The organism is Marinobacter sp. ANT_B65, assembly GCF_002407605.1.
GTDB lineage: Bacteria > Pseudomonadota > Gammaproteobacteria > Pseudomonadales > Oleiphilaceae > Marinobacter.
This window is the reverse complement of sequence record NZ_NXGV01000003.1, coordinates 53,553-78,335: the sequence shown is the minus strand read 5'-3', so window position 1 is coordinate 78,335 and position 24,783 is coordinate 53,553. Positions and strand designations below refer to the sequence as shown.

Here is a 24,783-nt window from a genome sequence, read left to right as displayed (position 1 = left end):
GAGGCCAGGCCCCGCGCCGAATCCGGCGCTCAGTGCGCCATAATGTTTTCTGAGAACCACTTGCGCCATTCGGCGGTCTTTTCAGCCCGCAGCCTGGCGTCGGTGTCCAGAGTGGCTCCCCACTGATCTGCGGTGGTCAGCATGCCCGGTAGCTTGGCGATCTCGGGATCCACTTTTGCATTGTCAACAACCGGACTGCCGCGGTTGATTCTGGCGATGTTGGCCTGAACTTCCGGGGACAGCGCGATATTCATGAACTGGTACGCGAGGTCGGCCTGTTCTGTGCCCTTGTTGATACCCATGGCATCGACACCAAGTACCGCGCCTTCCTTGGGTATTGCCAGCTTGATGTCCACACCTTCGTCCATCATGTGGTAGGCGTTCATCGACAGCAGCAGCTGTACAGAAGTTTCGCCGGTGGCGATCAGTTGCTGGCTGTTGGCATCATTGGTGTAGAAAGCTTTTATATTGGGAACCAGTGCTTTGAGCTTGTCCTGCCCCTGTTCCCAATGCTCGGCATCTGTACCTGACAGCTTGGCGGATACGGCAATGATGTGGCTTGGATCCCAGTCCGGGAAGGCGATCATACCTTCCAGTTCCGGGCTCCACAGGTCGTTCCAGCTGTCGAAGGTGATGCCTTCAGGCACCATGTCCGGGCGGTAGCCGATGGTATAGACATAACCCCAGACGCCGATATGGCTCGGGCTGAGTCTGGCCTGGTCCACCAGGTGACTGGCGTTGGGGATCCTGCTCATGTCCAGTTTTTCAAACAGGCCATCATTGGTGTATAGCCAGCCCACATGTGAGGTGGTGAATGTGACATCGCTCTCGGCGGTGCCTGCCAGTTTGGCCTTGTTCAGCCGGTCGATAGTGCCACCTGTGACATATTCGACCTCAACACCGGTCTGCTTTGTGAACTCCTGACCAATGGCTTTATCGATCAGATCCTTGAAGCTTCCTCCCCATGTGCTGACGATGAGCTTGTCGGCTGCATTGGCGTTTGTTGCTATCAGGCTGGCGCTCAACAGGGACAGTGCAATGGTTTTACGTAGCATGTTGTTACTCCTAATGGGTGGTACAACGTTTAGCGTTATAGGTCTGCTGCAAAGAGAAGATTGTCTGACTGTGCAGTTCCTGCTCTCTACTGATGTTCATCGCCCTGCTATGGGGCATGGATCAATGTGTCTTGATGCGGATCAATAATGTAATGACGGGGGCGGTGGGTAAAACAGCCTTTGCCGTTCTTCTGCGTCGGAATTCCTGACGCAGCCATTTGCTGCTGTTTGGCGGGGTTTCTGTTAATCCTTATAGGCAGTGAGCAGGTGCTGGCCAGAGGGCATGATCGATGGCGTGATCCTTGCTTTGGACTTTTGAAAATATATGCCAGCGTGTATGTATTGCATCGCTTTTTTATGGAGTTCCGTTATGCTCAGTCGAATAACTCAGAGGCAGCTCGAATACTTTGTCGCCTCAGGTGAAGCGGGAAGTATTCAGGGTGCGTCGGAACGTATCCATGTTTCCTCACCGTCGATCTCGGCGGCCATCACTCATATCGAATCAGAACTGGGAGTGCAGTTGTTTGTCCGTCACCATGCTCAAGGCATTTCACTGACGTTGATCGGCCGGGAGATCGTGAAAGAAGCCAAGACAATTCTGGATCAGATGACTAATCTCTATACCATTGCGTCGGAATCGCTGAACACGGTGCGTGGTCCGTTGCGAGTGGGCTGCATGTCATCACTGGCACCAATGCTGACGCCGGAGCTGGTATTCGGTTTTGGACGTGCGTTCCCCGGTGTTCGCATCAGCCAGGCTGAAGGTGATCACGAGGAGCTGTTGTCCAGACTGCGCAATGCCGAGGTGGATATCGTCCTGACCTATGACCTTGCCTCCAGTGATGATATTGAGTTTCATCCTCTGGCCCGGTTACCGCCGTATGTGATGGTCGGAGAACATCATCCGCTGGCAAATCTGTCGGCGGTGACAATGAACGATCTTGAGACACATCCGATGGTGTTGCTGGATATTCCCTGCAGCCGTGACTATTTCCTCAGTCTGTTCCGCCAGGCTGGGGTGACGCCGAATATCGTCATGAGGTCGAGTAACCTGGAGGTGATACGGGCGATGGTAGCCAACGGCGTGGGCTACAGCATTGCGAATGTTCGTCCCAAGGCTAACCTGTCTCAGGATGGCAAGCGGCTGATCCGCGTGCGCCTGGCCGGTGATCATCAGTCGTTGCGATTGGGCTATGTGACGTTGAAGAATGTTCAGTTGTCACGGGTGGTGAGCACCTTCGCTGAGCGCTGCCGCATGTTTGTTTCCGAGCAGTACATTCCGGGAATGGCCGCGCCCAGTTTCTTTGATCCTCATACGGTTCGATCGCTGAAGGGCGTGGCCTGATTCGTTTAATAACCGCGGGCTGGATCGACCTGGTGCAACACGGGTTCACCGCGATCCAGCCGCTGAATATTGTCAGCGATCTGTTGTGCAGCTGACGCAGGAATGGCGACTGATGCGAGGTGCGGCGTGATAAGCACATTCTCCATGGCCCAGAGCGGATCTTCCGGTGGTAGCGGCTCGCGGTCGAACACGTCCAGAGTGGCTTCACCGATCTGACCGCTGGCGAGTGCCGAGGTCAGTGCCTGCTGATCGACCAGTGCGCCGCGGGCGACGTTAATAAAGCTGCAACCCCGGGGCAGGTGCGCCAGCCTGTCTGCATTCAGCAGACCTCTGGTCTGTGCCGTTAGCGGTAACATCACCACCAGAATGTCGCTGCTGGCGAGAAATTCGTTCAGGCTCTCCATTCCATATACGCAGGTGACATTCTCCAGTTGTCTGGGTGAACGTGACCACCCGCGTACATCAAACCCCTGGCGAGACAGCTCTTTGGCCGCAAAGGTACCCAGCTCGCCAAGCCCTAGTATGCCAACACGCACACTTTCCGGCAGGCGCGGGTGCAGGTAGTGCCAGCGGCGTTCGCGCTGGGCGCGCTCGAAGGCAGGTATGTCGCGTGCATGGCGCAGCACGGCAAACAGCACATAGCTGGCCATCATTCGGCTCATATCGGGGTCGGATATGCGCGTGATAGGTACTGCCGGCAGGTCGTCGCGGTTGACCAGCGAGTCAACACCGGCGCCGAGGTTAACCAGCAGTTTCAGATTCGGGTACTGCACAAAGAAGCCCTGAGGCGGCTTCCACGCCAATACATAATGCACGCTGTCGGGATCTTCTACCTCCTCCGGGAGGCAGATACGCAGCTCCGGCAACCGCGGTGCCAGCAGGGCTTTCCAGTCATCGAAACTATCGACCTGGCTATAGAATACCAGCGTCGGGATCATGATGAAGCCTCATCCAGCAGCTCGGCTACGGCGCTCAGAGCCATGCGGTAACCTTGTGCTCCGAGACCGGCGATCACGCCGGTGGCCGCTTTGGATATATAGGAGTGGTGGCGGAAGCTCTCGCGTTTCCAGATATTGCTCATGTGGGTCTCGATAATGGGGCCCTCAAATGCAAGCAGGGCATCCAGTATGGGAACCGAGCTGTAAGTCAGACCGGCCGCATTTATGATGATGGCATCTGCCGACTGGCGTGCCTCCTGAATCCAGTCCACCAGCACGCCCTCGTGATTGCTCTGGCGAAACTTCAGCTCCAGGCCAAGATTCTCAGCATGGTGCAGGCATCCGGTTTCGATGCTGGCAAAGCTTTCGCTGCCATAGGTGCCGTTCTTGTCCAGGCCATAAAGGTTGGCATTGGGGCCATTGAGAAAGAATACGGTAGGGCTCATTGTGCCTCCATCAATCAGGTAAATGGACGGGTTTCGAGCATGGCAGGGTGCTCATCAAATTCCGCAAACCATTCAGCGGCTTGCGGATAGAGGGCGCGCCAGTCCATCCCGGGAAAGCGGAAGTCCAGATAGCCCAAAGCGCAGCCGAGTGTGATCAGTCCGAGATCATCGGGTGTACGGCTTAGTTGCGGCGCCTGGATGTTGATCTCGGCCAGCGCAGCATCGATCCTGGACAGCTGAGCCTGGCGCCATACCTCCCACTGTTTTTCCTCCGGGCGCAGGGTCAGCTCATAGCGTGCCAGAAGCGCCGCATCCAGAAGGCCATCGCCCAGCGCCTGCCGGGTGAGACAACTCCAGCGTGCACTCCCATCGGCCGGTATCAGTGTGTGGCCACTCTGGGCATCGAGATATTCACATATCACGCGGCTGTCGTAGAGCAGGGTGCCATCATCCGTGCACATGGCTGGGACCTTGGCGAGCGGATTGAACCGGGCGATACGGTCATCACGTTTGACCGGGTTTGCCGCAGATTCGAGTTTTTCGATCTGAACGGTAAGTCCCAGGCAATGGGCGGCGGCCATCACCTTGCGAACATAGGGAGAGGTTGATGCGTAATATAATTGAAACATGAAAGCTCCATGACGGGCCGTCTGTGGGGATGAGCTAGTGAGGCGACATCGTCAGCAGCACTTTGCCGATATTGGCGTTATCTTCGAGTATCCTGTGGGCCTCTACGACCTGATTCAGTGGCAGTTGAACATGGATCAGCGGGCGTACCTTGCCCGATGCGAGCCAGGGCAGAATATGCTCGCGAATGGCGGTGGCCAGCCGGGCTTTTTCCTGATCGCTTTTTGGGCGCAAGGTTGAGGATGTGAGCGTCAGCCCCTTCTGCATCACCTGAAGCAGATCCACCTCGACATTGGCGCCCAGCAGAAATGACAGGCTGACATGGCGACCGCCTGGAGCCATTGAGGCGAGGTTGCGGGCTACGTAGCTGCCGCCGACGTTATCCAGCACAACATCGACGCCGCGGCCTTCGGTACATTCAGCTACCACTGCGACAAAGTCTTCCTGATAGCGGTCGACCGTTCGCCAGACGCCCAGCTCTTTAAGCGCGGCGATCTTCTGATCACCTCCTGCGCTGGCAATCACCCTGGCTCCGGCGGCGTGCGCACACTGAATTGCGAAGCTGCCAACGCCGCTCGCGGCGCCGTGGATCAGCAGCGTATCGCCGGCTTTCAGGCGGCCAAGCTCAAACAGGTTGTGCCAGACAGTGAAGGCGGCTTCCGGTACGCCAGCTGCGACCTCCAGTGGCAGGTTTTCCGGTACTGGCAGGCAGTGCGCAGCCTTGGCTGTGCAAAAGCCGGCGTAGCCGCCACCGCTGAGAAGTGCCATTACAGCATCGCCCGGCGCGAAATCAGTGACATCCGCACCGACTGCGGCAACGATACCTGCTGCTTCCAGGCCCAGAATATCAGTGGCACCGGGAGGCGGTGGCATACCTGCGCGTTGCATCAGATCCGGGCGGTTGATACCGGCACCGGCGACCTGGATCAGCACCTCATCAGCCAGCGGTTGTGGCAGAGGGCGTTTAACTGAATGCAGAACCTCTGGCCCGCCGGGCTCGCGGGCAACGACGGCATCCATGGTTTCGGGGCGTTGGATCATGGCTGGTAAGGCTCCGTTTCAGGTTTGGTCGGCGGCGGTGAAGGCGCAGACGCCTTCGTCATCAAAAGTTAACCCGGCGACAGCGCCGACCGGCCAGCGGCTTAGGGCGTTAAGACCGGACTGGCGTACAAACAGGCGGGCGTCTCCCAACGCGGGAACATGCAGATGGATATCCACATGGTCACCCTGGAAAGCATGGGTCACTACCGTTGCGCTCAAGAGAGAGAGAGGGCCGAGGTTATCAAGCTGGATGTTTTCCGGACGCACATGGATGTCGAGGCGGTCACCTACCTTGGCCTGTACCCGTTCCTTGGGAAGACGAAGGGAGTTGCCGCTGATTTCCAGAGTGGCCTGATCGTCATGGCTCAAGTAACGCCCGGGCAGAATATTGACGTCGCCAACGAAGCTTGCCACGAACGGGTCCTCAGGACGACGATAGATGGTATCGGGGTCGCCGATCTGGCGAATATGCCCGGCAGACATGACCACAACCCGATCGCTCATGCTCAGGGCTTCGCTTTGGTCGTGGGTTACGAATACGGTGGTTACGCCGAGCTTTCTCTGTATCTCCTTCAACTCGATCTGCATCGATAGCCGCAGATTCTTGTCCAGAGCGGAGAAGGGCTCATCCAGCAGCAGTACCTTGGGCCGGATAACCAGCGCACGGGCCAGAGCGACGCGTTGCTGCTGACCGCCGGACAGCTCACTGGGCTTGCGCTCGCCGTAGCCTTCAAGTTTGACCAGTGCCAGTGCTTCGGCGGTTCGCTGACTGATCTCCGCCTTGGGCATGCCACGCATGCGCAACCCATACCCCACGTTTTTGGTGACGCTCATGTGTGGGAACAGCGCATAATTCTGAAACACTATGCCGATCTCACGCTGATAGGGCGGTGTATCGGTGACCAGCTGGTTGTCGATGAAAATTTCGCCGGTATCAGCTTCAGCAAAGCCTGCAATCAGGTTGAGCAGAGTGGTTTTTCCGCATCCGGACGGACCCAGCAGCGTGATGAATTCACCCTCCTGAATTTTCAGAGATACTTTTTGCAGTGCAATGGAATCGCCAAAACGTTTCAGCACGCCGTCCAGCCGGACGGCAATATTGGGGCGTGGTTCGGACAGTAGCGTATCAGCAGTCGCGAAGTCGTGTGCCTGTGCAATGGCCATGGTAGCTCCGGTATTGTTAAACGGTGGATTCGTCATCAGGGATTACTGCGATTACGTCGATTTCCATCAACCATTGAGGCTGGCCCAGAGCTGATACCACGAGCCCTGTCGAGATCGGGAACACGCCCTTGAGCCATTTGCCGACCTCTTTATAAACGGGTTCGCGAAAGCGGGCATCGGTGAGATAGGTGGTCGTCTTGACGATATGGGAGAGGTCGGAGCCGGCCTCTTCCAGCAATTGCTTGAGGTTTTTCATTGCTTGTTCGGCCTGCGCCCGCGGGTCGCCGAGGCCGACCAGATTGCCCTCAAAATCGGTACCGACCTGGCCACGGACATAAACGGTATTGCCGGCACGCACAGCCTGGCAGAGATCATTGTCCAGAGACTGGTTTGGGTAGGTGTCTTTGGTGTTGAACATACGGATACGTGTATGAGTGGGCATAGTCTCGTAACTCATTGGGAATAGATAGTTGCGGATCAGCTTCACATCGTCGCGGCAGTTAAGAAACCAGTCTTTGGATGGGGTAGTGATTAGGAAAAAACGAAGCGTAAGGAAATGACTGGTTTAAGGGGATAACTCTATGACCTGCAATTCGCGGAGTAACAATACGAAGGCTGTCGCCGCAAATGTGGTGAGCGAAGAGCGTGCTGTGACACCTTGGTGATTTCCGCGGTTTGCTTCGTTACTGCGGACTCTTGTGAAAACAGGTTCCATAATCCCGGAATGCGACGTAGAGTCGCTGGTCTGTAGCAATAGCTATCCGTTGTTTTATAACTGTTTGTGGGGCGGGGTAGAACCCAATGTCTGTTTGCGTTTTTCTGGTACGTGCTTCTTTGCAGGCGTTGTTGCTGGCTGCTTTTCTCTCTGGTAGCGCCCTGGCGGATACCTTCAATATTTCCTGGGATAATGACCTGATCCTGGGGTTGGATCAGGGCTACACCAATGGCGTACGCTTGTCCTATTTAACGTCACCGTCCAGCGATGATGAGTCTGGCTCGGCCAGGATTTCACGTGCGGTGGGTGAGTGGTTTGAGGCATTTCCGGGGGTTAGTCCGAAAAGTCAGGATCAGGCCGTAGCCTTCAGTCTTCGACAGCTCATGGTTACCCCCGCTGATATTTCTCGTGAGGAGCCGCTCCTGAATGATCTTCCCTATGCTGGTTATCTGGCCCTGAGCAGTGCTGTCTGGAGTTGGGATGAAGAAACAATTACGGGTTATGGCATTCATATTGGTGTGGTCGGCCCGGAAAGCGGGGCTGGTGCCTCGCAAAAATGGGTCCACAAGCTTACCGGCAGCGAAAAGCCCAGGGGTTGGGATAAGCAGCTGGGTACGGACGTTGTTGGCGGTGTGCAAGCCACCCATGCCCGAAAACTATGGCGAAGTGGCAGCAAGGGTGAGCTGGAGCACGAACTGGCATGGGTTGGTTCCGCAACGGCTTCCAGCTTTCTGACCAGCGCAAGCGTGGGTGGGGTATGGCGAATGGGTAAATATCTGCCAGTGAACTTTGTACCCGACTACGCGGGAACCTCCAGCACGGTTGGGTTACCGTCAGCATTAAGTGATGCAGGGGAGGGTTGGTCTGTGTTCATTGGCATGGGCCTGGAATATGTTCCCTATTCCTATCTGAAAGACAACGCAGGCCCCTATCAGTTTAAAGAGAGTCTGTTGCTGGGCCAGGCAGGTATCGGCGCTACCTGGCAATGGCAGAATTTCCAGACCGGCCTGGTCATCCGCGCTACCTCTGGTGAAGAGCAATCCAACAAAGACAGTTTCAGCTTCGGCACTCTGTCTCTGACCTGGACATACTGAGTCCTTTCTGGCTCTTCGCTGCCCGTCTTTATATCTCGCACTTAAACCCTGATTCGTGTTGGGGCTGCCTGCACCATCGTGGGGTAGGGTGTGCATTTTTGCACTAAAATGAGACAGTAGGCGGGGACTTCAGAGTTTCTTATGGGTGCGTTTGTGCAAAATGCACATGTTCAGCATGGATTCGGCTAAACCCTGAAGGCTTCTGTGAGGGTATGGCACGAAGGTTGCGAGTTCTCCTTGTGTCTACACCAAACGGAGAAATCACGATGACATCCCGAACAACCCCCCAGGAGCAGGACTACCCTCTGAGTCCGGTTCCCATGGACCAGCGCAAAAGCCTCTGGTCCATGGGTTTTGTTTTACTTGGTTTCACTTTCTTTACGGCGACTATGTGGGCTGGCGGTTCCGTAGGTGTGGCCTTCGATTTTTCCACAATGCTGCTCGTTCTGGGCGCAGGTAACCTGCTGCTGGGAATCTACGCCGCCGTACTTGGTTATATTGCAGCGAAAACCGGTCTGAATACCGCCCTGATGAGCCGTTTCACCTTCGGGGAAATTGGTAGCAAGCTCTCGGATATTATTCTGGGCTTTACACAAATTGGCTGGTACGCGTGGGGCACAGCTACCATGGCTATTCTGCTGGTTAAACTGACTGGTCTGCCTGAAAGCTGGACCACGCCTTTGATGGTGTTATTCGGGTTCGGCTTCTGTATTACGGCTTTCATAGGCTACCGCGGTCTGGAGCTGCTCTCACGGTTTGCGGTGCCTGCGATGATCATCCTGGTTGCAGTGAGCATGACCATTGCAACGTCCGATGCCGGTGGTCTCTCCGGCCTGCTTGCGATTACGCCTTCAGAGGATATGACGGTGGCTGCGGCCATTACTCTGGTGTTTGGTACCTTCGTTAGTGGCGGAACCCAGGCTACTAACTGGACGCGTTTCGCCCGCAGTGGAAAGACCGCTGTAATTGCTACGTTGCTGGCATTTTTCCTCGGTAACGGATTGATGACCTTGATTGGTGCTTTTGGTGCGCTTGTTTATCAGCAAGCCGATATCGTCGATATCATGGTGGCCCAGGGGCTGGCAACACTCGGTATTCTGATGCTGTTTCTCAATCTCTGGACGACGCAGGATAATACGGTTTACAACTTCGCTGTTGCCGGCTGCAACATGCTCCGTACCCGCCGGCGAAAACTGGTAACAGTAGGCGGCGCGGCTATTGGTACTACTCTGGCTGTACTGGGGATGTACGAATGGCTGATTCCGTTCCTGGTTCTCCTGGGCACATTTATTCCACCTATCGGTGGTGTGATCATGGCCAGTTATTTTATTGGCTACAAACGGCAATACCCGGACCTGGCGCAGACAAAACTGCCTGCATTCAACGTGCCTGGGCTGGCGGCTTATGCCATTGGGTCTGCTGCAGCTTACACCTCACCCTGGATTGCACCCATTATCGGGGTTGTGGTGGCCGGCGGCAGTTTCGGGCTGGTTCTGTTGATCAGTGATGGGGTTCGTGAACGGAGAGCTCAGGTAATGGGGGCTGTCTGAATGGTGTTGCGTTGCCGGGATATACCGGAACTCGCTGGCCTTGAATCTATCACGCTTCGGGGCGGGCACTGTGGCGGAGACAATGAAGTGCGCTGGCCTTACCTCGCGGAAAACCGGTCGTTTCGGCCGTGGGTTAAGGGTGGGGAGCTGGTCTTCGTAACCGGTATTGGCCGGCAGCGCAATCCTGAGAACCTGGCCGAGTGTCTGTACGAGGGCAAGGAGTGCGGCATTTCGGGTCTTGTGGTGCTCACCGGTGATGCATACATCGGCCAGTTACCCAGGGTGCTGAATCAGTTAGCGGATGAACTCGCCCTGCCGCTGTTTGAGCAGCCTTACTCCCTTCCGATGGTCGAGGTTACCGAGATCATCAGCCGGGCGGTTGTCACGTCGGAACGGGTGGGCAGCAGAGCCCGGGCGGACTCATTGGCGGAATCTCTGGTGAGTCTGGCAGGGTCTCGCGAGGTTGAAGCAATGATTCAGCGATGCCTGCCCGGGGTGGGCAACCTGCTTGCTGAGTCATCCGATATTCTGGGTGCCTGGCTCACTCACCGCGGCAATCAGTGTGCAATGGCTGAAGCACTGGGATGTCATCGTAATACTGTCCGGAACCGGATGCACCGACTGGCCGGAGAAGTGTCCGGGGATAAGGGTACAGCCAAAAATTTCAAAGACTTGCTACTGGCTCACCTGCTGACGCAGTAATCCGGGCTGACAGAAATTCATGAGGAGATGTAATGAATCATTCATTGAATACTATTATCAATGCCCGGCTTCAGGGTCGCGAAGGGTTATACCGGATTTCCATTGCCAACGGCCGGTTTTCCGATATTTCGGCTCAGACTGGATTTGATGAGGCACGTGAGAGTGATCTCGATGCGGCTGGCAATCTCGTGGCCCCGCCTTTTGTAGAGCCACATATCCATCTGGACGCTGCGATGACTGCAGGGGAGCCCCGGTGGAACAAGAGTGGGACTCTGTTCGAAGGGATTGAGTGCTGGGCTGAGCGCAAGGCTATGCTGACCCGCGAAGATGTTATTGAGCGGGCCGAGCGAACCCTTAAACTCTTTGCCGGTCAGGGCATTCAGTATGTCCGTACTCATGTGGATGTAACAGACCCCCAGTTGACTGCGCTACAGGCCATGCTGGAAGTGCGGGAGCGTGTTGCCAGCACAATAGATCTTCAGATTGTTGCTTTTCCACAGGAAGGTATCTGGTCGTTCAGGAACGGCAAAGAACTGATGGAAGAGTCCGTGCGAATGGGCGCGGATGTGGTTGGCGGTATTCCTCACTTCGAGTTTACCCGGGACTACGGCGTGGAATCAGTGCGCTGGCTGATGGAGCTGGCCCATAAGAATGACCGGCTTGTTGATGTTCATTGTGATGAAATTGACGACCCGGAATCCCGCTTTCTGGAGGTTCTGGCGGCCGAGGCATTGCGGCTGGATTATGGTTCCCGGGTTACCGCAAGCCATACCTGTGCCATGGGTTCATACAATGATGCCTATTGCAGCCGACTTTTCCGGTTGCTCAAGAAATCAGGCCTGCGTTTCCTGTCCATGCCGACCGAAAGTCTGCATTTGCAGGGGCGGTTTGACGGATACCCGAAGCGTCGCGGCCTGACCCGGGTTCCAGAATTGCTGGATGCGGGGCTGAAAGTGGCATTCGGGCAGGACTCCATTCGTGATCCCTGGTATCCCCTGGGCAACGGCAATATGCTGCGGACCCTGGATGTAGGGCTGCATGGCTGCCATATGCTGGGTATGAGCTGGATTGAACGTTCACTGGAACTGGTCACCGACAATGGTGCCGCGGCAATGGACCTCAGGGAGTACGGTATTGCAGAAGGCATGCCGGCCCGTTGTATGGTACTGCAGGGGCAGAACCCCTATGAAGTATTGCTGGGTCAGCAACCGGTTCTCGCATCGGTTCGTGATGGCCGGGTACTTATCAGCAGGCAGGGCTGAGAGCCCCGGGGAGTAATGAATCAGGCGTCTGAGCTGAGACCATCTCAGACGCCTGTGTTCAGGTTCCTGACCAACCCGCAAGAATCGGAACATACACTACCAGCAGCAACACGCCGATCAGTCCCAGCAAGTAGGGAATGATTGCCCGGGTAATGCGCTCCAGAGGCAGTTCCGTGACAGACGAGGCCACATAAAGATTGATTGCCACCGGAGGAGTGATCATGCCTATTGCCAGACCAACCACGATGACCAGGCCGAAATGAATCGGATCAATCCCCAGCTGTAATACCAGTGGGAGTAAGACCGGCGTAAGAATGATCAGGGCGCTGGCCGTTTCGATGAATACACCCGTCAGCAGAATTATTCCTACGATCAGCAGCATGATTACATAAGGGTTGGTGGAGACAGACAGCACCGCTTGAGCAATGGCGCCGGGCACCTGCCAGCTGGATAGAGTCCAGCTCAGTACTGCAGAAGTAGCTATCACCAGCATGATCACCGAGGTGGTAATCGCTGAGCGAAGCAGAATGCGGTACACGTCGGGCAGCTTGAGATCACGATAGATGAAGAGTGAAACCAGCAGGGCGTAATTGACCGCAACCACAGCTGCCTCACTGGGCGTGAAGATGCCCGAGAAAATTCCCCCCAGAATAATGACCGGAGTCATCAACCCCCAACTGGCACTTTTCAGGGTGCGCCAGATGGTAGTTATGGAAAGCGGTGTGCCTTTCGGGTACTTGCGCTTGTAGGCCTGGGTAATAGCAATAGCCATCAACCCTAGCCCCATGGCGAGTCCTGGCAGAAATCCGTTCAAGAACAGCTCTGATACAGACTGCTGGGCGATCACCGCGTAGATAATCATGGGTACGGAAGGAGGGATGACTACCCCGATGGTGCCGCTTGCGGCAATCAGGCTGGCGGCAGAAGCCGGGTCGTAGCCCTTTTTACGCAGTTCCGGCACCAGACTTGACCCCACCGCTGCCGTAGTCGCAGCCCCGGAACCTGAAATCGCTGCAAAGAACATCCCGGCCATCACTGATACGACCGACAAGCCACCGCGCAGAAAGCCAAACAGAGAGTCGGCAAAGTTGACCAGCCTCTCGCTCACCTTGCCTTGTGCCATCAGGTCGCCGGCGAGAATAAACATGGGGATGGCCACCAGGGCAAATGAGTTGATGCCCTGGAACATTTGCTGGGTGACTACCATTAAAGGCACCCCGGCCTGACTCAGGGCAACCATGGTACTGGCGCCTATTGCCAGTGCAATGGGCACGCCCAGGAGCATGAGTAAGAAAAACAGACCGAACAGTAGTGCCGTCATAGCGCCGGCTTCTCCGGGTCTTTGTCGCCCAACACCAGTGATACCAAATCAACCAGGGCATACCAGCCCATCACGGCTGCACTGAGTGGAATGACTGCGTAAACGTAGGTCATGGAGATCTGCAAAGAGGCAGATTTCTGAAAGCTCTGGACTTGCATATAGCGATATCCGATCACCACCAGTGCCACCATAAACGCGATTACCGAGAGGATGGCGATAATGTGAGTGGCTTGGCGCAGACGCCCGGGCAGGGCATCAACGGCAAACGTCACTGCGATATGTCTGCCACGCTGAAAAGCCAGAGTGGCAGCCAGGAAAGTGATCCATATCAGCAAAAAGCGGGCGACCTCTTCGGTCCAACCCACCGCGCTGAACAGCACTCGGGAGACAACCTGCAGGGTAATTACCCCGATCAGTGCCACCATACCTGCAAAGACCACGGGCTGGATGACTGCATCCAGTCCGTGCTCAATTTGCTTCAGCGGCTTTAACAGCGGGTGAGTTGTGGCAGACACTTACTTGAGCGCCTCCTGAATGCGTGGCAGGTAATCACCGAACTGTTCGCCATACTTTTCATATATGGGCGCCACAGCGGACTGGAATGCCGCGATATCAGGAGTGTCATTGATCGTCATGCCAGCTTTGCGCAGATCCGCCAGTTGTCCGGATTCCATATCGGCGTTTACTTTGCGTTCATGCTCTGCGGCCTCCTGGGCTGCATCGGCCAGTACGTCCTGAGCCGCTTCCGGCAGTTTGCTCCACGCAGGCATACCCATAACAAAGATTGCAGGGGCATAGGTGTGCCGCGAAAGGGTCATGTAATTCTGAGTTTCGTTCAGTTTGAACGAGTGGATTACGTTGACCGGGTTTTCCTGGCCATCAATGGTGCCTTGCTGCATGGCGGTCAAAGCTTCTGTCCAGGCCATGGGGATGGCATTGGCGCCCAGTTCCCTGAACGTATCCACATACACCGGGTTTTCCATTACACGAATGCGCAGACCGTCCAGATCTTCAGGTGAGTTAACTTCACGCTCGCTGTTGGTCAGGTTACGAAAGCCGCGCTCGGCATAGGCCAGACCTTTCAGGTTAACCTCTGAGAGTTTGTCGAGCAGTTCCTGGCCGATGGGGCCGTCGAGCACACCGTATGCGGCTTCTGGTGAAGGAAACAAAAATGGCAGTTCAAAAACAGCCATCTCACCAACAAAGTTCGCTACAGGTCCGTTGGTGATGACACCCATATCAACAGTGCCGATCTGCATGCCTTCCAGCAGGGTGCGTTCGTCACCCAGAGAAGCGTTAGGATACAGCTCAATGCTCACCGCTCCTTCTGTACGCTCTGCCACCAGTTCCTGAAACTTGACGGCTGCGATATGAAAACCATCCTGCTCGTTGACCACGTGCGCCAGACGCAGGGTAACGGGGTCCATATCAGTAAAGTCGGAGGCAAAAGCTGTACTGGCGAGCGCCAGGGAAATGCTGAGTGTCAGCGTGTTCAGAGCGATTTTTTTCATTGTAATTTTCCTTGAGGGATAAGGCAGTAGCGCGAACGGAAGAATGCACCATGGGAGCGAGACAGGTCAATTGGTTGCGCCTGAATTTTGGCATTTGTTTAAGTCAGGTGGGCATTACAGGCCGTCGGCTTTGTCCGTGAACTATTCACTGTATACTGCTGGTTTCAAGAACGACCTGCCGTTACGGGGAAATCAGTTTGTCTGGCGAGACTGTAAGCTACGGATTGGAAAGCATCGTCCTGCACCACTCCTTCAAGCAAGTGAAGGGACGAACCATCAAAATTGACTGCCGCGAACGAACGCACCTTGGTGGTGTGAACGGGGCCGGTAAAACGTCTGTGCTGGCTCTTGTTCCGGCCTTCTTTGGTGAAGAGCCGGAACGGATAGTCACTAAAGCGTCGGGTAAGCTGTCCTTTCTGGACTACTATCTGCCCACATTTCAAAGCCTCATTATTTTCGAGTACCGGCGACATACAGGGCTTTATTGCGCGGTGATGTATCGTCATGCTCAGGGTAAGCCCTGTTATCGCTTTGTGGCCGGATCTGCCGAAGAGACCTTCTTTGCAACAGAGATCAAAGAGCTGCTTCAGGGTGGGGCCAGTGCAGACGATGTATTTGCCGCTCTGCGCCAGAGAGGCACAGCCGTCTCGAAGATGATCGATACCATTACCAATTACCGTGCAATCATTCAGCGCAATCAAAAGCTGCTCAAGCGTTTACCAGCGGACGCCAGATCCCTTCGTGCACTGGCTGCAGAGTTCGGCCTGGGTGACAGCGATACCCAGATGACCAACATTGAACGGCTCACTCATGTGGTGCTGAACAAGCACCGGCTTCTGAGCAGCTTCAAGACCATGATCTGCGAGACGCAATTCGAGAATATCCACCAGCATGCAAGACCCCGGGCTATTGACCGTAAAGATCTGATCGCCGATATACGGAGTCTTTCTGACTTTGCGGGTGAGGAAGAAAAAATCCGCACCTGCCTGAGAAAAGACGCAGAGCGCCGGGCGATACTTGAACAAGCCGACAGAACCGTCGCTAACTTGTTCGTGACAGTTGAGGAAGCCCGGGAAAAAGTGAGTGAGTTGGGTCAACAAAAGGAGCGGCTTGAAACAGAGAGAACCGATCGACGGTCGGAGTTTGAAGAGACGGATCGTCAGCTTGCTCGCCAGATCACCGATCACAATGCCGATTTTGAGTCCCTGGATGGGCAGGTCGCCGCCCTGCACAGGCAGAACGAAAAGTATGAGACGGAGGGGCTGCCCGATCTGGCCCAGCGTTTTGACAACCTGGCAGACTACCGTCAGCGGCTGGCGACGGCACAGGCTGATTATGACCATCTCACCGGTAAGGCTTCCGCCATTGAGGGCGAGTTTGATCTTGAGAAGCAACGTATCCAGCATGAGCACGAGAAACAGCAGGCTCAGCGCCAGCAGCGCCTGAGGGAAGCTAAAGACGCACTTACCTCTGTGAAGCACGCTTATGAACTGAAGCTGAACTCGATCAAAGCAGACAAAGTGACGGCGGTATCCGAATACAAGGATACCCGCTCGCTCGAACGGTCGGAACTTACCAGCGAACAGGCCCGTTTATCAGCGCTCAGGGAAAATCCCGGGCAGACCGAGGCCGAGCAGCAGGAAATCGCTTCCGCAGAGCAGGCTTCTGAGGAAGCTTCTGAACAGGTCGCTCAGGCCCACGAAAATCGTCTGGAAGCAGGGCGTAAGCGGGATCAGGCGGATCGCGACTGGAAAGCGGCTCAGGAGCAGGTTCAGCTTATGGATGTGAACGTCCAGGAGCTGGAAGACAGATTTAATGAGCTGCAAAAACAGATCGCCCCTGAGAATGGGACCTGGTTGTCGCAGCTACGTAGCCAGGACCCGGAATGGGGTAACCGTCTGGCCAAGGTGGTTAATCCGTCCTTGTTGCACAGAAAGGATCTGGCACCAACCCGTGATCCGGATGCTGGTGAAACAGCGGTGATGGGGTGGCAGCTCGCGCTGGATGCTTTACCGGTTCCGGATTTTGCCGCTTCCGAGGAGGCTCTGCAGGAGCGCAGCCGAAGCATCGATGCCGAGCGGCAGGAGGCGATTAAACTGCGGGCAGAAACTGAACGCGATGCCCAGCGCCGGCATGCTGCCTATAAAGAACGTGCTGAAGCTGCCGACCGGCTGGAAACAGAGTTTTCGCTGGTCGAACGCACCCGCAATAACGCCCAGAACAAGCTTGCCAATGTACGTCTGCGAGTCAAGGAAGCGCAGGCTGCCCGCGTCGCAACAATCAGCATGGACCTCGAGGCGGTTCAACGTAAGCTGAAGGCCTTCGATGAGCAGACCGGAGAAGGTATCCGGGACGTTGAATCCGGCTTTCAGCAGCAGATGCTGGATGTGCGAGGCCATTGGGCGGAGCAGGAGGCGGAGCTTCAGTCCAGTATCGACCAGTTATCTGAACTGATTGCCTCGGCGGAGTCTGAATATAAAGCCCGCCTCAGCAAAAAGCGCGAGATATACGATCAGCGCCTGTCAGAAGAGGGCATTGATCCGAAGGTGGTTCAGGAAGCGAGAGACGCGTTAGGCACACTTAAAGGGACGGTTGAAAAAATCGTTGCGTCTGAGGATCTCGTGCGTGGATACCGGAAGTGGCGCGAACAGGAATGGAGCAAGGTTGAGGCGCTTACGGAGCAGGCCAGCCACGCCAGTGCAAAGCGCGAGGCTTTGGTTCGTGAACGGAATGAAGCCGAGCGAACCTGGAAGGAACAGGATAGCAAGCTGAAGGTATCAATTGCCGGGCACCAGAGCGCTGTCAAAATGCTTCAGGATCATATGGACGCCGCCGAAGGTGTGCTCAGACACTTCCCCGGTGAAACCCTCGCTGAAGGCTTTCCGGGCAACATTGCTGATCTCACTCAGGAGCTTCAGGGCGCTTACCAAAAACTGGAGCAGTTGCGTAAAGAGGTAGTTGGCACCTTTGATCAGGCCACATCCATACTGAACCGGTATGACAACACCCAGATCCAGCAGGCCTGGCAGAAGCTGTCTGCCTACCGGCGCAGTCAGATGACCGGCGAGGTTCTGGATCACGAAGAAAGCTTCAAACTGGCCCGGGTTCCGGATCTGCGTGAACTGCTGGATACCGACATACCTCAGCTACGTGATGCACTGATTGATCAGTTTGTTTCCGAGGCAGGCAGTCTGGTGAAGTATTTTGACAGTCTGGAAGTAATGGCCCGTGAGGTGAAAGCGGTTTCGGGCTTGCTGAAACGCAAAATCAATACAGATCAGCAGATCGAGAGCCTGAGTGATATTCGGGTGGTGTTGGAGCCTCGTGTCTATGAAGACGAAACCTGGCAGCCTTTGAAGGAGTTTGTGGAACAGTGGCAAACATGGATTCAGATGAATCGTCGTTCACTGCCGGGCGATGCGATTCTGAGGCGTTTTAAACTGGTTACAGACACCCTGAGTGACGCCAAAGTGAAAGAAAGTGTCGAGTCGATGATCGACATGCGTCTGGAAATGAAAGAAAACGATCGGCAGGTGGTAATCCGTACGGATGCTGACTTCCTGTCTGCCAGCTCAACTGGCCTGACGTATCTGGCGATCATGACCGTGTTCATGGGGCTGACACGCTACCTGTGTCCGGATCTGAATACCCGTATTACCTGGCCCATTGATGAACTGGCAACACTCAGCCCGAACAACATTTCTCATCTGGCCGATATGCTGGAAGCGAACAACCTGACCATGATTTCTGCATGTCCGAAGCTGGACAGGAGTCTGCGCAAATTCTTCGAAAACAAGATTTCGCTGAAACAGGGCCGGATTCATAGCTACGAAACCTCAGCGAATCAGGGGAGGCACGCCGGGATCTTCGCCAGTGTGAGCCATGGCAGTCAGCCTTCCCTTGCAATAGCAGAAGCAGAAGAGGTGCCAGACCATGAGTAGTCCGTTATTCGAACGCACTGTGACAGCCCTGCTTCAGGAGCGGGTGATCTGCGAAGTCAGTGACGATGAGCTATACAACTATCTGCTTTTGCCGGGCAACCAGGATGCGGTGAACCGCTTTTTGAGCCAGGTCAACCGAACGCTTCGTCAGACCAGCGCCCGTGATGCGTTTGTGTGTGCGTATCTGGATACCTCAGATGCAGAAACCAGAGAGGCGATCCGTCATCAGTTCCGGGATGTTGCCAATAATCTTGAGGCCTTCGTGCAGTTCCTGCGGCTTGTGATGATGCTGGGAGCAAATGATCGCCCGGTATTGCCCGGCGACAAGCTGTCTGAAGGCGCCATACTGGAGCGCATTGCAGCAGCTCCGGCACTGGAATCAAAGCTGAGGTCGCTGGCAGAGAAAAAGGTGTTTCACACCAAACGCGCAGATTCAGCCGGCCAGATTCGCGCGGTACTCTCCAGCCTGGAGAAAATGGGGTACCTGAAACCCGTGGGCACCACAGGCAGCCTGTTCCGGGCCACTGGCAGATGGAGCTGGCTATATGATGCCATGACATTCATTCAGGCCCATGAAGGCATCCAGTCGTCTGAAGATGCGGATTCCGAGCAGATGAGGCTTCACTGATGGCTCGCGCTCAAGACGCTCACAGCACCCTCCGCGCCCTGGCAAAGTATGGCGAGGCGATTCTGGAGGCGCACCTGCGTAACGGAAACCGTATCCCGGATTCTGATGACAATCTTGGCCTGATTGAAACCCTGGAACATCATCGGCTGGTGTGGCGCATAGGTGAATCTGAAGATCTTCAGCTGAAAAAAGTTCTGGTGCAGTTTCTCGATCACATAACGGAATCGGAAAGGCGTCGCTACGCCAGTGCCCAGGTGCACATTCTGTGGCAGCAACTGAGTGAGTTGTTCCAGGAATACAAAGAGGCCAAGAAGCGGTCCGCCCTGAGTGACATTGACCGGCTTGAAGGCGAAATCAAAGAGTGCCTGGCGGATGTGATCGAAGATATCCGCAACGCAACCGAGGCTTTTGCCACCTATATCAACACAGGTTTTGCCTACATTACGGATTTGCAGCTGCGTATCCGCGAAAACGAACGGGTTATTGCGCGGGCTGGTCGCCTGATTACTCTGTTCGAAAGTTTCCGTATTCGGGAGCTGGCGGAGCAGGCTGGTTCGGATGCTTTTCTGAAGCGGCTCTTGTTACGTCATCTGCCGGCCACTCTGGAGTCTTCCCAGAAAAACCTTTCCTACGCACTTAACCAGCTGCGCAAGATGCTGGTACGCATGCGTGAAGACCAGCGGCTGAGCCGGATGGTCGGTGCCTTCGAAGCACACTTCATTAATAACCGCGGGTTTGAGCCGTCTATTGACCACCTGGATTTGCGACAGGTCCCGGAATCTCTCAACACAGTAGCGCCTTTCCAGATACGTGGCTTCGGGGACATATACGATTCTGCTGATGATCTTGAGCTGATAGAGATAGCGGCCAAAGCCCGGACGGTTCCTGCTGACATTGAGGATAGACCCATACCGGATGGCGTAGACACCGTCAGTTTTGACGTGGCAGGTGAAACCGAAACAGAAGAAGACGACCCGGTAGAAGAGGCTATTGAAGAATTAATTCAGCTGGTTGTAGACGGAACTCTTGGCGATCGGGCTATCCTGGCTTCCGAGGCGCTAGCCGGTACAGGGCTGAAGATCGACAAAGCCGACTGGCTGCAAGCTATTGTGTCCGAGATTGAATCTCTGCCTGATGGCGATCAGAGGCATATTGAAGTGATTTACCACCAGACCCCGCACTGGATTTACCCGGACAACGTAATGATTTCTGACCTGACCCTGAAGCACAATCATGCCGGCTGAAATCGCTGCCATAGAACGCTTGCTAAAGGCGGGAAAATCGAAGGTTCAGCGTAATAAGCTTTGGGAACAGATCTGCGCCGAAAACGGGGTAGGGCAGGTCATTGGCAGAGATATTCATTTTTCGCCCGATGACAAGCAACGCCTGCGGGACTATATCCGGGCAGAGCATGGTGTGGATCCGCAATATGACTCCCGCGCCGGGGGCCGAATGGTTATGGCCCGCCAGAACGCCAGTGAAAAGCTCAGCAGGGATTCCGTCTTTGGTCACTTGCTCGTAATGGCAACAGCAGGCACCACGAAGCTGAGAGTGAACGGCGCAGATGTGAGAACGCCCCACGGTAGTGTGCTCAGCGTGCTACCGGAATACCTGGATACCGGCCACCTGAGGTCCGGGAAGCTGGTGATTGTTGAAAATGGCGGCTTAATGCCCTTTTGGGCGGATCTCAGGCTGCCGGATTCCTGGAAAAACTCAGTGATTCTGTATCGTGGCCACCGGGAAAATGCCCGTGCCGTGCTGGAAATTGCCAGCGACCAGCCCGCTGATAAACTGGCCTGGTTCTTTGACTTTGACCCGGCGGGGCAGGCCTTTGCGCTTGGTCAAGGCCGAGGGAGTACTTTGGTGCCTCAGAATTGGCGTGAGTTTGGCGGGCATACACCGTTTAACCAACCAAAGACTCATCGCAACCAGGTTTCGGCCCTGAAACGATTTAAAGCCCGGGTCAACGGTGAGCTTCTTGCGATTGCTGAGCACATGGCAAGCGAAGAACTGGCATTGATGCAAGAGCACATGGTCCTGCGGCATGTGCAATTGGAGGCTATAGCCATTGATGGTAGAGCAATGGCTATAGCGCCGGACTAGCTTCTTGCTTAGAAACTACCTTCAAGCCTTGCTACAAGGCCTTTGCCGGGCGACAGGATTTCACCTTCAGTAAGGTGTTCCCTGTATCGCTTATCCAGCAGGTTGTTTCCTTCCAGGGTAACTTTCAGATTGCTCAGATCGCCCGCTGAGCCGAAGTCCCATCCCAGGATATATCAATGGTTGCATAGCCCGGCGGGCTGACCGGACAAAGGCAAATTGTGCCCTATTGACGATTTTTAACTGGAGTGATGTCGGACTTCACATCAATAATCCTCCCCGGTATGTACCATTCAATAAATTCAGCGATGTTTTAGTAAACAAAATACTATGAAGTGCATCATTAATATGTCGAAGACATGGGCGGCCACGTTTTTTCTTGGGGCTGTGCTTGCGGGGTGTGGAGGTGGTTCCGGCGGGAGTGCCAGCCTGGGGCAGGAGAATTCTGCAGTTCTGAGCTGGAGTGCACCTGAGCTCCGTGTAAACGGTGAGGGTATCAAAATGGCTGAACTGGACAGGTATATTATCCGTTATGGTCAGGATGTCGATAAGCTGGACCATGAGGTTGTTATTCCTGATGCTCAGGAGAAGGCCAACATGACGCACAGGGTGACCGGGCTGGGTGCCGGAGTCTGGTATTTTACGATCCTTGTTCAGGATAACAATGGCTTGTTGAGCCCCCCCTCTGAAGTTGTGGACAAGGAAATCGAGTCCTGAGAGAAGCCCCGGCGGCCTGCCCGGAAAGATCAGGTCCGGTTACGACATCGGGTCTGCGATCGGCAGCTTTAGTGTAAAAGACGAGCCTTCTCCCGGGGCGGAAACTACATAAATCTCACCCCGGTGCTTTTCGATTACCGTTTTCACGAACGACAACCCCAGCCCTGTACCGTGAATACCTGCCAGCTCACTGCTTTTTTGGCGGCGGTAACGGTCGAAAAGGTAGGGCAGTTCCTCCGGCGCTATGCCAAGACCCTCGTCTGCAATCGTAAGGCACGCCTGATGTCCGGCAGGAAAGACCTGAAGGCTCACTGCTGAGCCTCTTGGGCTGTACTGTACGGCGTTGGTGAGCAGGTTTATAACTGCACGTTCAAGCAATTCTGCATTACCTCTAAGCCACAGATCTTCTGTACCTTGCAACTGCAATGAGATGTGCTTTTCGAGAGCCTGTTCGCTCACGCTGTCACGGGCATTTTCAACAATGGCCAGAAATTCGCACTCATAAAAACGGGTTTCCGTCAGTTGCTCGGCGCGTGCCAACTGAACAAACTCTTCAGCCAGGTGGTAGCTTCGCCTTGCCAGTCGCCCCAGTTGTTCCAGTTGGCTTTGATCGATATGGGAAGGGTCACGTTTCAGTTGTTCTATCAGTGCCAGTTGCGACACCAATGGCGAGCGGACATCGTGGGAAATAAAGTCGATAGCCTCCCGGTGTTGGCGTTGCTGTTTCCGAAGTTCAGAAATATCTGAAATGTTGGCAATAATTCCGTATTCAATGCTGTCCGGAAGGGCAAAAGGTGCGAAGTGAATGAGAAAGTCTTTGTCCCGGATGTTCAGGTCTACCGTCCGGCTTTGCAACAACGTGAGTGTTTCAGAAACAGTTTCATGCCAGGGCGGGGTTTCTCGTGGATCATGACCTTCCAGAAGTCGTGTCAGGGGAAGCCCCTCCAGACTGGGCATAGGTTCTCCGAACCATTTTTCAATATGACCGTTGGCAAACCGGATGATGCCCAGTTCATCGGTAACGATGATGCCATCAGGCATGCGCTCAAAACTCCGGCGGATAAACTCCTGCATATGATTCAGGCGTTCAGTGGCTACTTTTACGCGTTCAATGCGTGCTGAAATATTTTCGCTGGGTCTGAGTAATTGCTCTGTGGGGGCGAAGCTTGCGAGTTTCAGTCGTCGCAGATAGCGATGTGTGGCTTCTCTGCTCAGATCATTGGGTAATGTAAGGCCGAGCGTGTAGCAGGCATTGCCGCGGTTCAGGTGAATCCAGCTCCGGTTTCCCTCATTACGCCAGAGTCCGGGCACAAGATTATCCGGAACATCAGCGGGTTCAAGGTTGTGGGCGGCGAGGGTACTGTCGTTCTCCATCAATAACCAACCCTCTGGTTGAAGCAGAGACTGGAACTGTTCGAGAAGCTGTGTCAGCGGGCGCTTTGACAGCTTTGGCAAAGTTACTCGAGGGCTGCGGGCCAGTTCATCCAGTTGCCGGTTGAGAAACTGATTGGTCATAGCCAGGCGCAGGCCACTGGCGATGGGGAATGCGAACAGGGGAATGATCAGTGCATGGGCAACCGGCAGCCAGATATGGAATGTCGTTAGCATGGATATGCACAGGCCAGTCAGAGCGGCGCAGGCTGCAAGGCAGGCGAATAGAGTGCGGGTTGGACGCAACCAGGGCAAGAGCATGGCCAGGGTTACCAGTGCAATGATAGCCAGAGCTATTCCAGCCCATTCAGAGGCAGGGGTGATGAGTATGCCTTGCTGGTTTGCTGAAAATACATTGGCGTGGAATTCCACACCAGACATTGGCCTGCTGAAACCTGAGAAAGGTGTTGGCAGAATGTCTCCCAGCCCGGCTGCCGTGGCGCCGACAAAAACGGTTTTGCCCCCAAATACCTCTGAAACCGGAGGAGCGTTGAGCACATCGCTATAGGAATAGGTCGGCAGTGTGCCGGCTCCTCCTGCGAGTGGAACGATCCGATAGTCTTCGCGCACGTTTACAAAGGGTGGCAGACCTTGGGAATCAGGTTGTCTGGAGCTTACACCTGAGGCCGTGAGCCCCAGAGCTGGCCAAAGCTGGCGTGTCATTCCGTTGAAAAGATAGAGGCCTCTTGCGATCCCATCGTGATCGAGTTCGACGTGAGCATGGCCGAGTCCTGAAGCGGCAGTTATAAGGTCGCCGGCAGGAAACTGTTCACTGAGAAGTAGGTGCGAGTTTGGTGGCGATATATGTACAGGCAGAATAACCTTGCCATGTTCCTGCATGGCGCGCTTGAGCTCAGTATCGTCCGGGGACGGTTCCGAGAAAAGTATGTCGAATACAATGGTATCGGCACCGGCCTGGTGTAGTTTGCGGATAAGGGCTGCGTGGGTTTCTCGTGGCCATGGCCAGCGACCGTGTCGAGCCAGGCTGAGATCGTCAATGGCAACGATTACTACGTCAGGGGATACGTCGGTTGGGCTGGCTAGCATCGCAGAGTCGAGAAGCCAGTAGTCAACACGTTGCGGCAGAGCTGTCATTTCTGCTAACAGGAATATTAACAGGAGTGCCAGGCCGAGTGTCCATGGTGTCGTTCTAATAGGCAGCCAATCCCGGGTCATGAGTCCTGCTGTAGGTGTT

The 24,783-nt window shown here is 55.0% G+C and carries 21 protein-coding genes; 10 read left to right on the top strand and 11 right to left on the bottom strand.

Annotation, left to right across the window (positions count from 1 at the left end; genetic code table 11):
- Positions 1-29: 29 nt before the first annotated feature.
- A complete protein-coding gene (locus CPA50_RS13435; RefSeq protein ID WP_096783055.1) occupies positions 30-1,055 on the bottom strand; it encodes an ABC transporter substrate-binding protein in 1,026 nt (341 codons plus the stop codon).
- 370 nt (positions 1,056-1,425) lie between these two features.
- Here CPA50_RS13435 and CPA50_RS13430 point away from each other — a divergent pair, with 370 nt between their 5' ends.
- Positions 1,426-2,400 (top strand): LysR substrate-binding domain-containing protein, encoded by a 975-nt coding sequence (locus CPA50_RS13430; RefSeq protein WP_096783054.1) that lies wholly within the window; start codon positions 1,426-1,428, stop codon positions 2,398-2,400.
- Between the two features lie 5 nt (positions 2,401-2,405).
- Here the strand turns inward: CPA50_RS13430 and CPA50_RS13425 are convergent, their stop codons facing one another.
- Genes CPA50_RS13425 through CPA50_RS13400 form a run of 6 tightly spaced genes read right to left on the bottom strand, consistent with a single transcriptional unit; the run spans position 2,406 to position 7,058 of the window.
- On the bottom strand, positions 2,406-3,338 hold the full coding sequence (locus CPA50_RS13425) for a 2-hydroxyacid dehydrogenase (RefSeq protein ID WP_096783053.1): 933 nt from the start codon (positions 3,336-3,338) through the stop codon (positions 2,406-2,408).
- On the bottom strand, positions 3,335-3,784 hold the full coding sequence (locus CPA50_RS13420; RefSeq protein WP_096783052.1) for a type II 3-dehydroquinate dehydratase: 450 nt from the start codon (positions 3,782-3,784) through the stop codon (positions 3,335-3,337). The genes CPA50_RS13425 and CPA50_RS13420 overlap by 4 nt, the downstream gene beginning before the upstream one ends.
- A gap of 14 nt (positions 3,785-3,798) precedes the next feature.
- Positions 3,799-4,413: a glutathione S-transferase gene (locus CPA50_RS13415; RefSeq protein WP_096783051.1), complete on the bottom strand. Its 615-nt coding sequence runs from the start codon at positions 4,411-4,413 to the stop codon at positions 3,799-3,801.
- 34 nt (positions 4,414-4,447) lie between these two features.
- Positions 4,448-5,452: an NAD(P)H-quinone oxidoreductase gene (locus CPA50_RS13410; RefSeq protein WP_096783050.1), complete on the bottom strand. Its 1,005-nt coding sequence runs from the start codon at positions 5,450-5,452 to the stop codon at positions 4,448-4,450.
- Positions 5,453-5,470: 18 nt separating this feature from the next.
- Positions 5,471-6,616 (bottom strand): ABC transporter ATP-binding protein, encoded by a 1,146-nt coding sequence (locus CPA50_RS13405; RefSeq protein ID WP_096783049.1) that lies wholly within the window; start codon positions 6,614-6,616, stop codon positions 5,471-5,473.
- A 16-nt stretch (positions 6,617-6,632) separates the two neighbouring features.
- Positions 6,633-7,058, bottom strand: a complete 426-nt coding sequence (locus CPA50_RS13400; RefSeq protein ID WP_096783048.1) for a RidA family protein — start codon at positions 7,056-7,058, stop codon at positions 6,633-6,635.
- Between the two features lie 359 nt (positions 7,059-7,417).
- On the opposite strand from CPA50_RS13400, the gene CPA50_RS13395 reads away from it, so the two are divergent.
- From CPA50_RS13395 to codA, 4 genes are all read left to right on the top strand, one after another.
- Positions 7,418-8,425 carry a lipid A deacylase LpxR family protein gene (locus CPA50_RS13395; protein WP_096783047.1) on the top strand — a complete coding sequence of 336 codons (1,008 nt, stop codon included), beginning with the start codon at positions 7,418-7,420 and terminating at the stop codon, positions 8,423-8,425.
- Between the two features lie 266 nt (positions 8,426-8,691).
- On the top strand, positions 8,692-9,975 hold the full coding sequence (gene codB / locus CPA50_RS13390) for a cytosine permease (RefSeq protein ID WP_096783046.1): 1,284 nt from the start codon (positions 8,692-8,694) through the stop codon (positions 9,973-9,975).
- A complete protein-coding gene (locus CPA50_RS13385) occupies positions 9,976-10,677 on the top strand; it encodes a PucR family transcriptional regulator (protein ID WP_096783045.1) in 702 nt (233 codons plus the stop codon).
- Between the two features lie 32 nt (positions 10,678-10,709).
- Positions 10,710-11,939, top strand: coding sequence for a cytosine deaminase (gene codA, locus CPA50_RS13380; RefSeq protein WP_096783044.1), 1,230 nt, complete (start codon positions 10,710-10,712; stop codon positions 11,937-11,939).
- 58 nt (positions 11,940-11,997) lie between these two features.
- Here codA and CPA50_RS13375 read toward each other — a convergent pair whose 3' ends face one another.
- From CPA50_RS13375 to CPA50_RS13365, 3 genes are read right to left on the bottom strand one after another with little or no spacing between them, the layout of a single operon-like run.
- Entirely contained in the window at positions 11,998-13,260 is a 1,263-nt protein-coding gene (locus tag CPA50_RS13375) for a TRAP transporter large permease (RefSeq protein ID WP_096783043.1), read from the bottom strand.
- Positions 13,257-13,775, bottom strand: coding sequence for a TRAP transporter small permease (locus CPA50_RS13370; RefSeq protein ID WP_096783042.1), 519 nt, complete (start codon positions 13,773-13,775; stop codon positions 13,257-13,259). The genes CPA50_RS13375 and CPA50_RS13370 overlap by 4 nt, the downstream gene beginning before the upstream one ends.
- Positions 13,776-14,771, bottom strand: coding sequence for a TRAP transporter substrate-binding protein (locus CPA50_RS13365; RefSeq protein WP_096783041.1), 996 nt, complete (start codon positions 14,769-14,771; stop codon positions 13,776-13,778).
- 197 nt (positions 14,772-14,968) lie between these two features.
- On the opposite strand from CPA50_RS13365, the gene CPA50_RS13360 reads away from it, so the two are divergent.
- From CPA50_RS13360 to CPA50_RS19695, 5 genes are all read left to right on the top strand, one after another.
- Positions 14,969-18,712 carry an ATP-binding protein gene (locus CPA50_RS13360; RefSeq protein WP_179397232.1) on the top strand — a complete coding sequence of 1,248 codons (3,744 nt, stop codon included), beginning with the start codon at positions 14,969-14,971 and terminating at the stop codon, positions 18,710-18,712.
- Positions 18,705-19,340: a condensin complex protein MksE gene (locus tag CPA50_RS13355; RefSeq protein WP_096783039.1), complete on the top strand. Its 636-nt coding sequence runs from the start codon at positions 18,705-18,707 to the stop codon at positions 19,338-19,340. The genes CPA50_RS13360 and CPA50_RS13355 overlap by 8 nt, the downstream gene beginning before the upstream one ends.
- Complete coding sequence (locus CPA50_RS13350; RefSeq protein ID WP_096783038.1) at positions 19,340-20,584, top strand: hypothetical protein; 1,245 nt, start codon at positions 19,340-19,342, stop codon at positions 20,582-20,584. Before CPA50_RS13355 ends, CPA50_RS13350 begins: the two co-directional genes overlap by 1 nt.
- Entirely contained in the window at positions 20,574-21,443 is an 870-nt protein-coding gene (locus CPA50_RS13345) for a hypothetical protein (RefSeq protein ID WP_096783037.1), read from the top strand. The genes CPA50_RS13350 and CPA50_RS13345 overlap by 11 nt, the downstream gene beginning before the upstream one ends.
- Positions 21,444-21,788: 345 nt before the next feature.
- Positions 21,789-22,157: a hypothetical protein gene (locus CPA50_RS19695; protein ID WP_227519655.1), complete on the top strand. Its 369-nt coding sequence runs from the start codon at positions 21,789-21,791 to the stop codon at positions 22,155-22,157.
- A 39-nt stretch (positions 22,158-22,196) separates the two neighbouring features.
- Here CPA50_RS19695 and CPA50_RS13335 read toward each other — a convergent pair whose 3' ends face one another.
- Positions 22,197-24,764, bottom strand: a complete 2,568-nt coding sequence (locus CPA50_RS13335) for a CHASE2 domain-containing protein (protein WP_096783036.1) — start codon at positions 24,762-24,764, stop codon at positions 22,197-22,199.
- Positions 24,765-24,783 lie beyond the last annotated feature (19 nt).

Coding starts and splice junctions, on each gene's coding strand:
- CPA50_RS13415 (WP_096783051.1), bottom strand. CDS start 4,413: ATGTTTCAATTATATTACGCATCAACCTCTCCCTATGTTCGCAAGGTG.
- CPA50_RS13345 (WP_096783037.1), top strand. CDS start 20,574: ATGCCGGCTGAAATCGCTGCCATAGAACGCTTGCTAAAGGCGGGAAAA.
- CPA50_RS13350 (WP_096783038.1), top strand. CDS start 19,340: ATGGCTCGCGCTCAAGACGCTCACAGCACCCTCCGCGCCCTGGCAAAG.
- CPA50_RS13385 (WP_096783045.1), top strand. CDS start 9,976: ATGGTGTTGCGTTGCCGGGATATACCGGAACTCGCTGGCCTTGAATCT.
- CPA50_RS13405 (WP_096783049.1), bottom strand. CDS start 6,616: ATGGCCATTGCACAGGCACACGACTTCGCGACTGCTGATACGCTACTG.
- CPA50_RS13435 (WP_096783055.1), bottom strand. CDS start 1,055: ATGCTACGTAAAACCATTGCACTGTCCCTGTTGAGCGCCAGCCTGATA.
- CPA50_RS13375 (WP_096783043.1), bottom strand. CDS start 13,260: ATGACGGCACTACTGTTCGGTCTGTTTTTCTTACTCATGCTCCTGGGC.
- CPA50_RS13420 (WP_096783052.1), bottom strand. CDS start 3,784: ATGAGCCCTACCGTATTCTTTCTCAATGGCCCCAATGCCAACCTTTAT.
- CPA50_RS13400 (WP_096783048.1), bottom strand. CDS start 7,058: ATGCCCACTCATACACGTATCCGTATGTTCAACACCAAAGACACCTAC.
- CPA50_RS19695 (WP_227519655.1), top strand. CDS start 21,789: ATGTCGAAGACATGGGCGGCCACGTTTTTTCTTGGGGCTGTGCTTGCG.
- CPA50_RS13365 (WP_096783041.1), bottom strand. CDS start 14,771: ATGAAAAAAATCGCTCTGAACACGCTGACACTCAGCATTTCCCTGGCG.
- codB (WP_096783046.1), top strand. CDS start 8,692: ATGACATCCCGAACAACCCCCCAGGAGCAGGACTACCCTCTGAGTCCG.
- CPA50_RS13395 (WP_096783047.1), top strand. CDS start 7,418: ATGTCTGTTTGCGTTTTTCTGGTACGTGCTTCTTTGCAGGCGTTGTTG.
- CPA50_RS13425 (WP_096783053.1), bottom strand. CDS start 3,338: ATGATCCCGACGCTGGTATTCTATAGCCAGGTCGATAGTTTCGATGAC.
- CPA50_RS13430 (WP_096783054.1), top strand. CDS start 1,426: ATGCTCAGTCGAATAACTCAGAGGCAGCTCGAATACTTTGTCGCCTCA.
- codA (WP_096783044.1), top strand. CDS start 10,710: ATGAATCATTCATTGAATACTATTATCAATGCCCGGCTTCAGGGTCGC.
- CPA50_RS13335 (WP_096783036.1), bottom strand. CDS start 24,764: ATGACCCGGGATTGGCTGCCTATTAGAACGACACCATGGACACTCGGC.
- CPA50_RS13410 (WP_096783050.1), bottom strand. CDS start 5,452: ATGATCCAACGCCCCGAAACCATGGATGCCGTCGTTGCCCGCGAGCCC.
- CPA50_RS13355 (WP_096783039.1), top strand. CDS start 18,705: ATGAGTAGTCCGTTATTCGAACGCACTGTGACAGCCCTGCTTCAGGAG.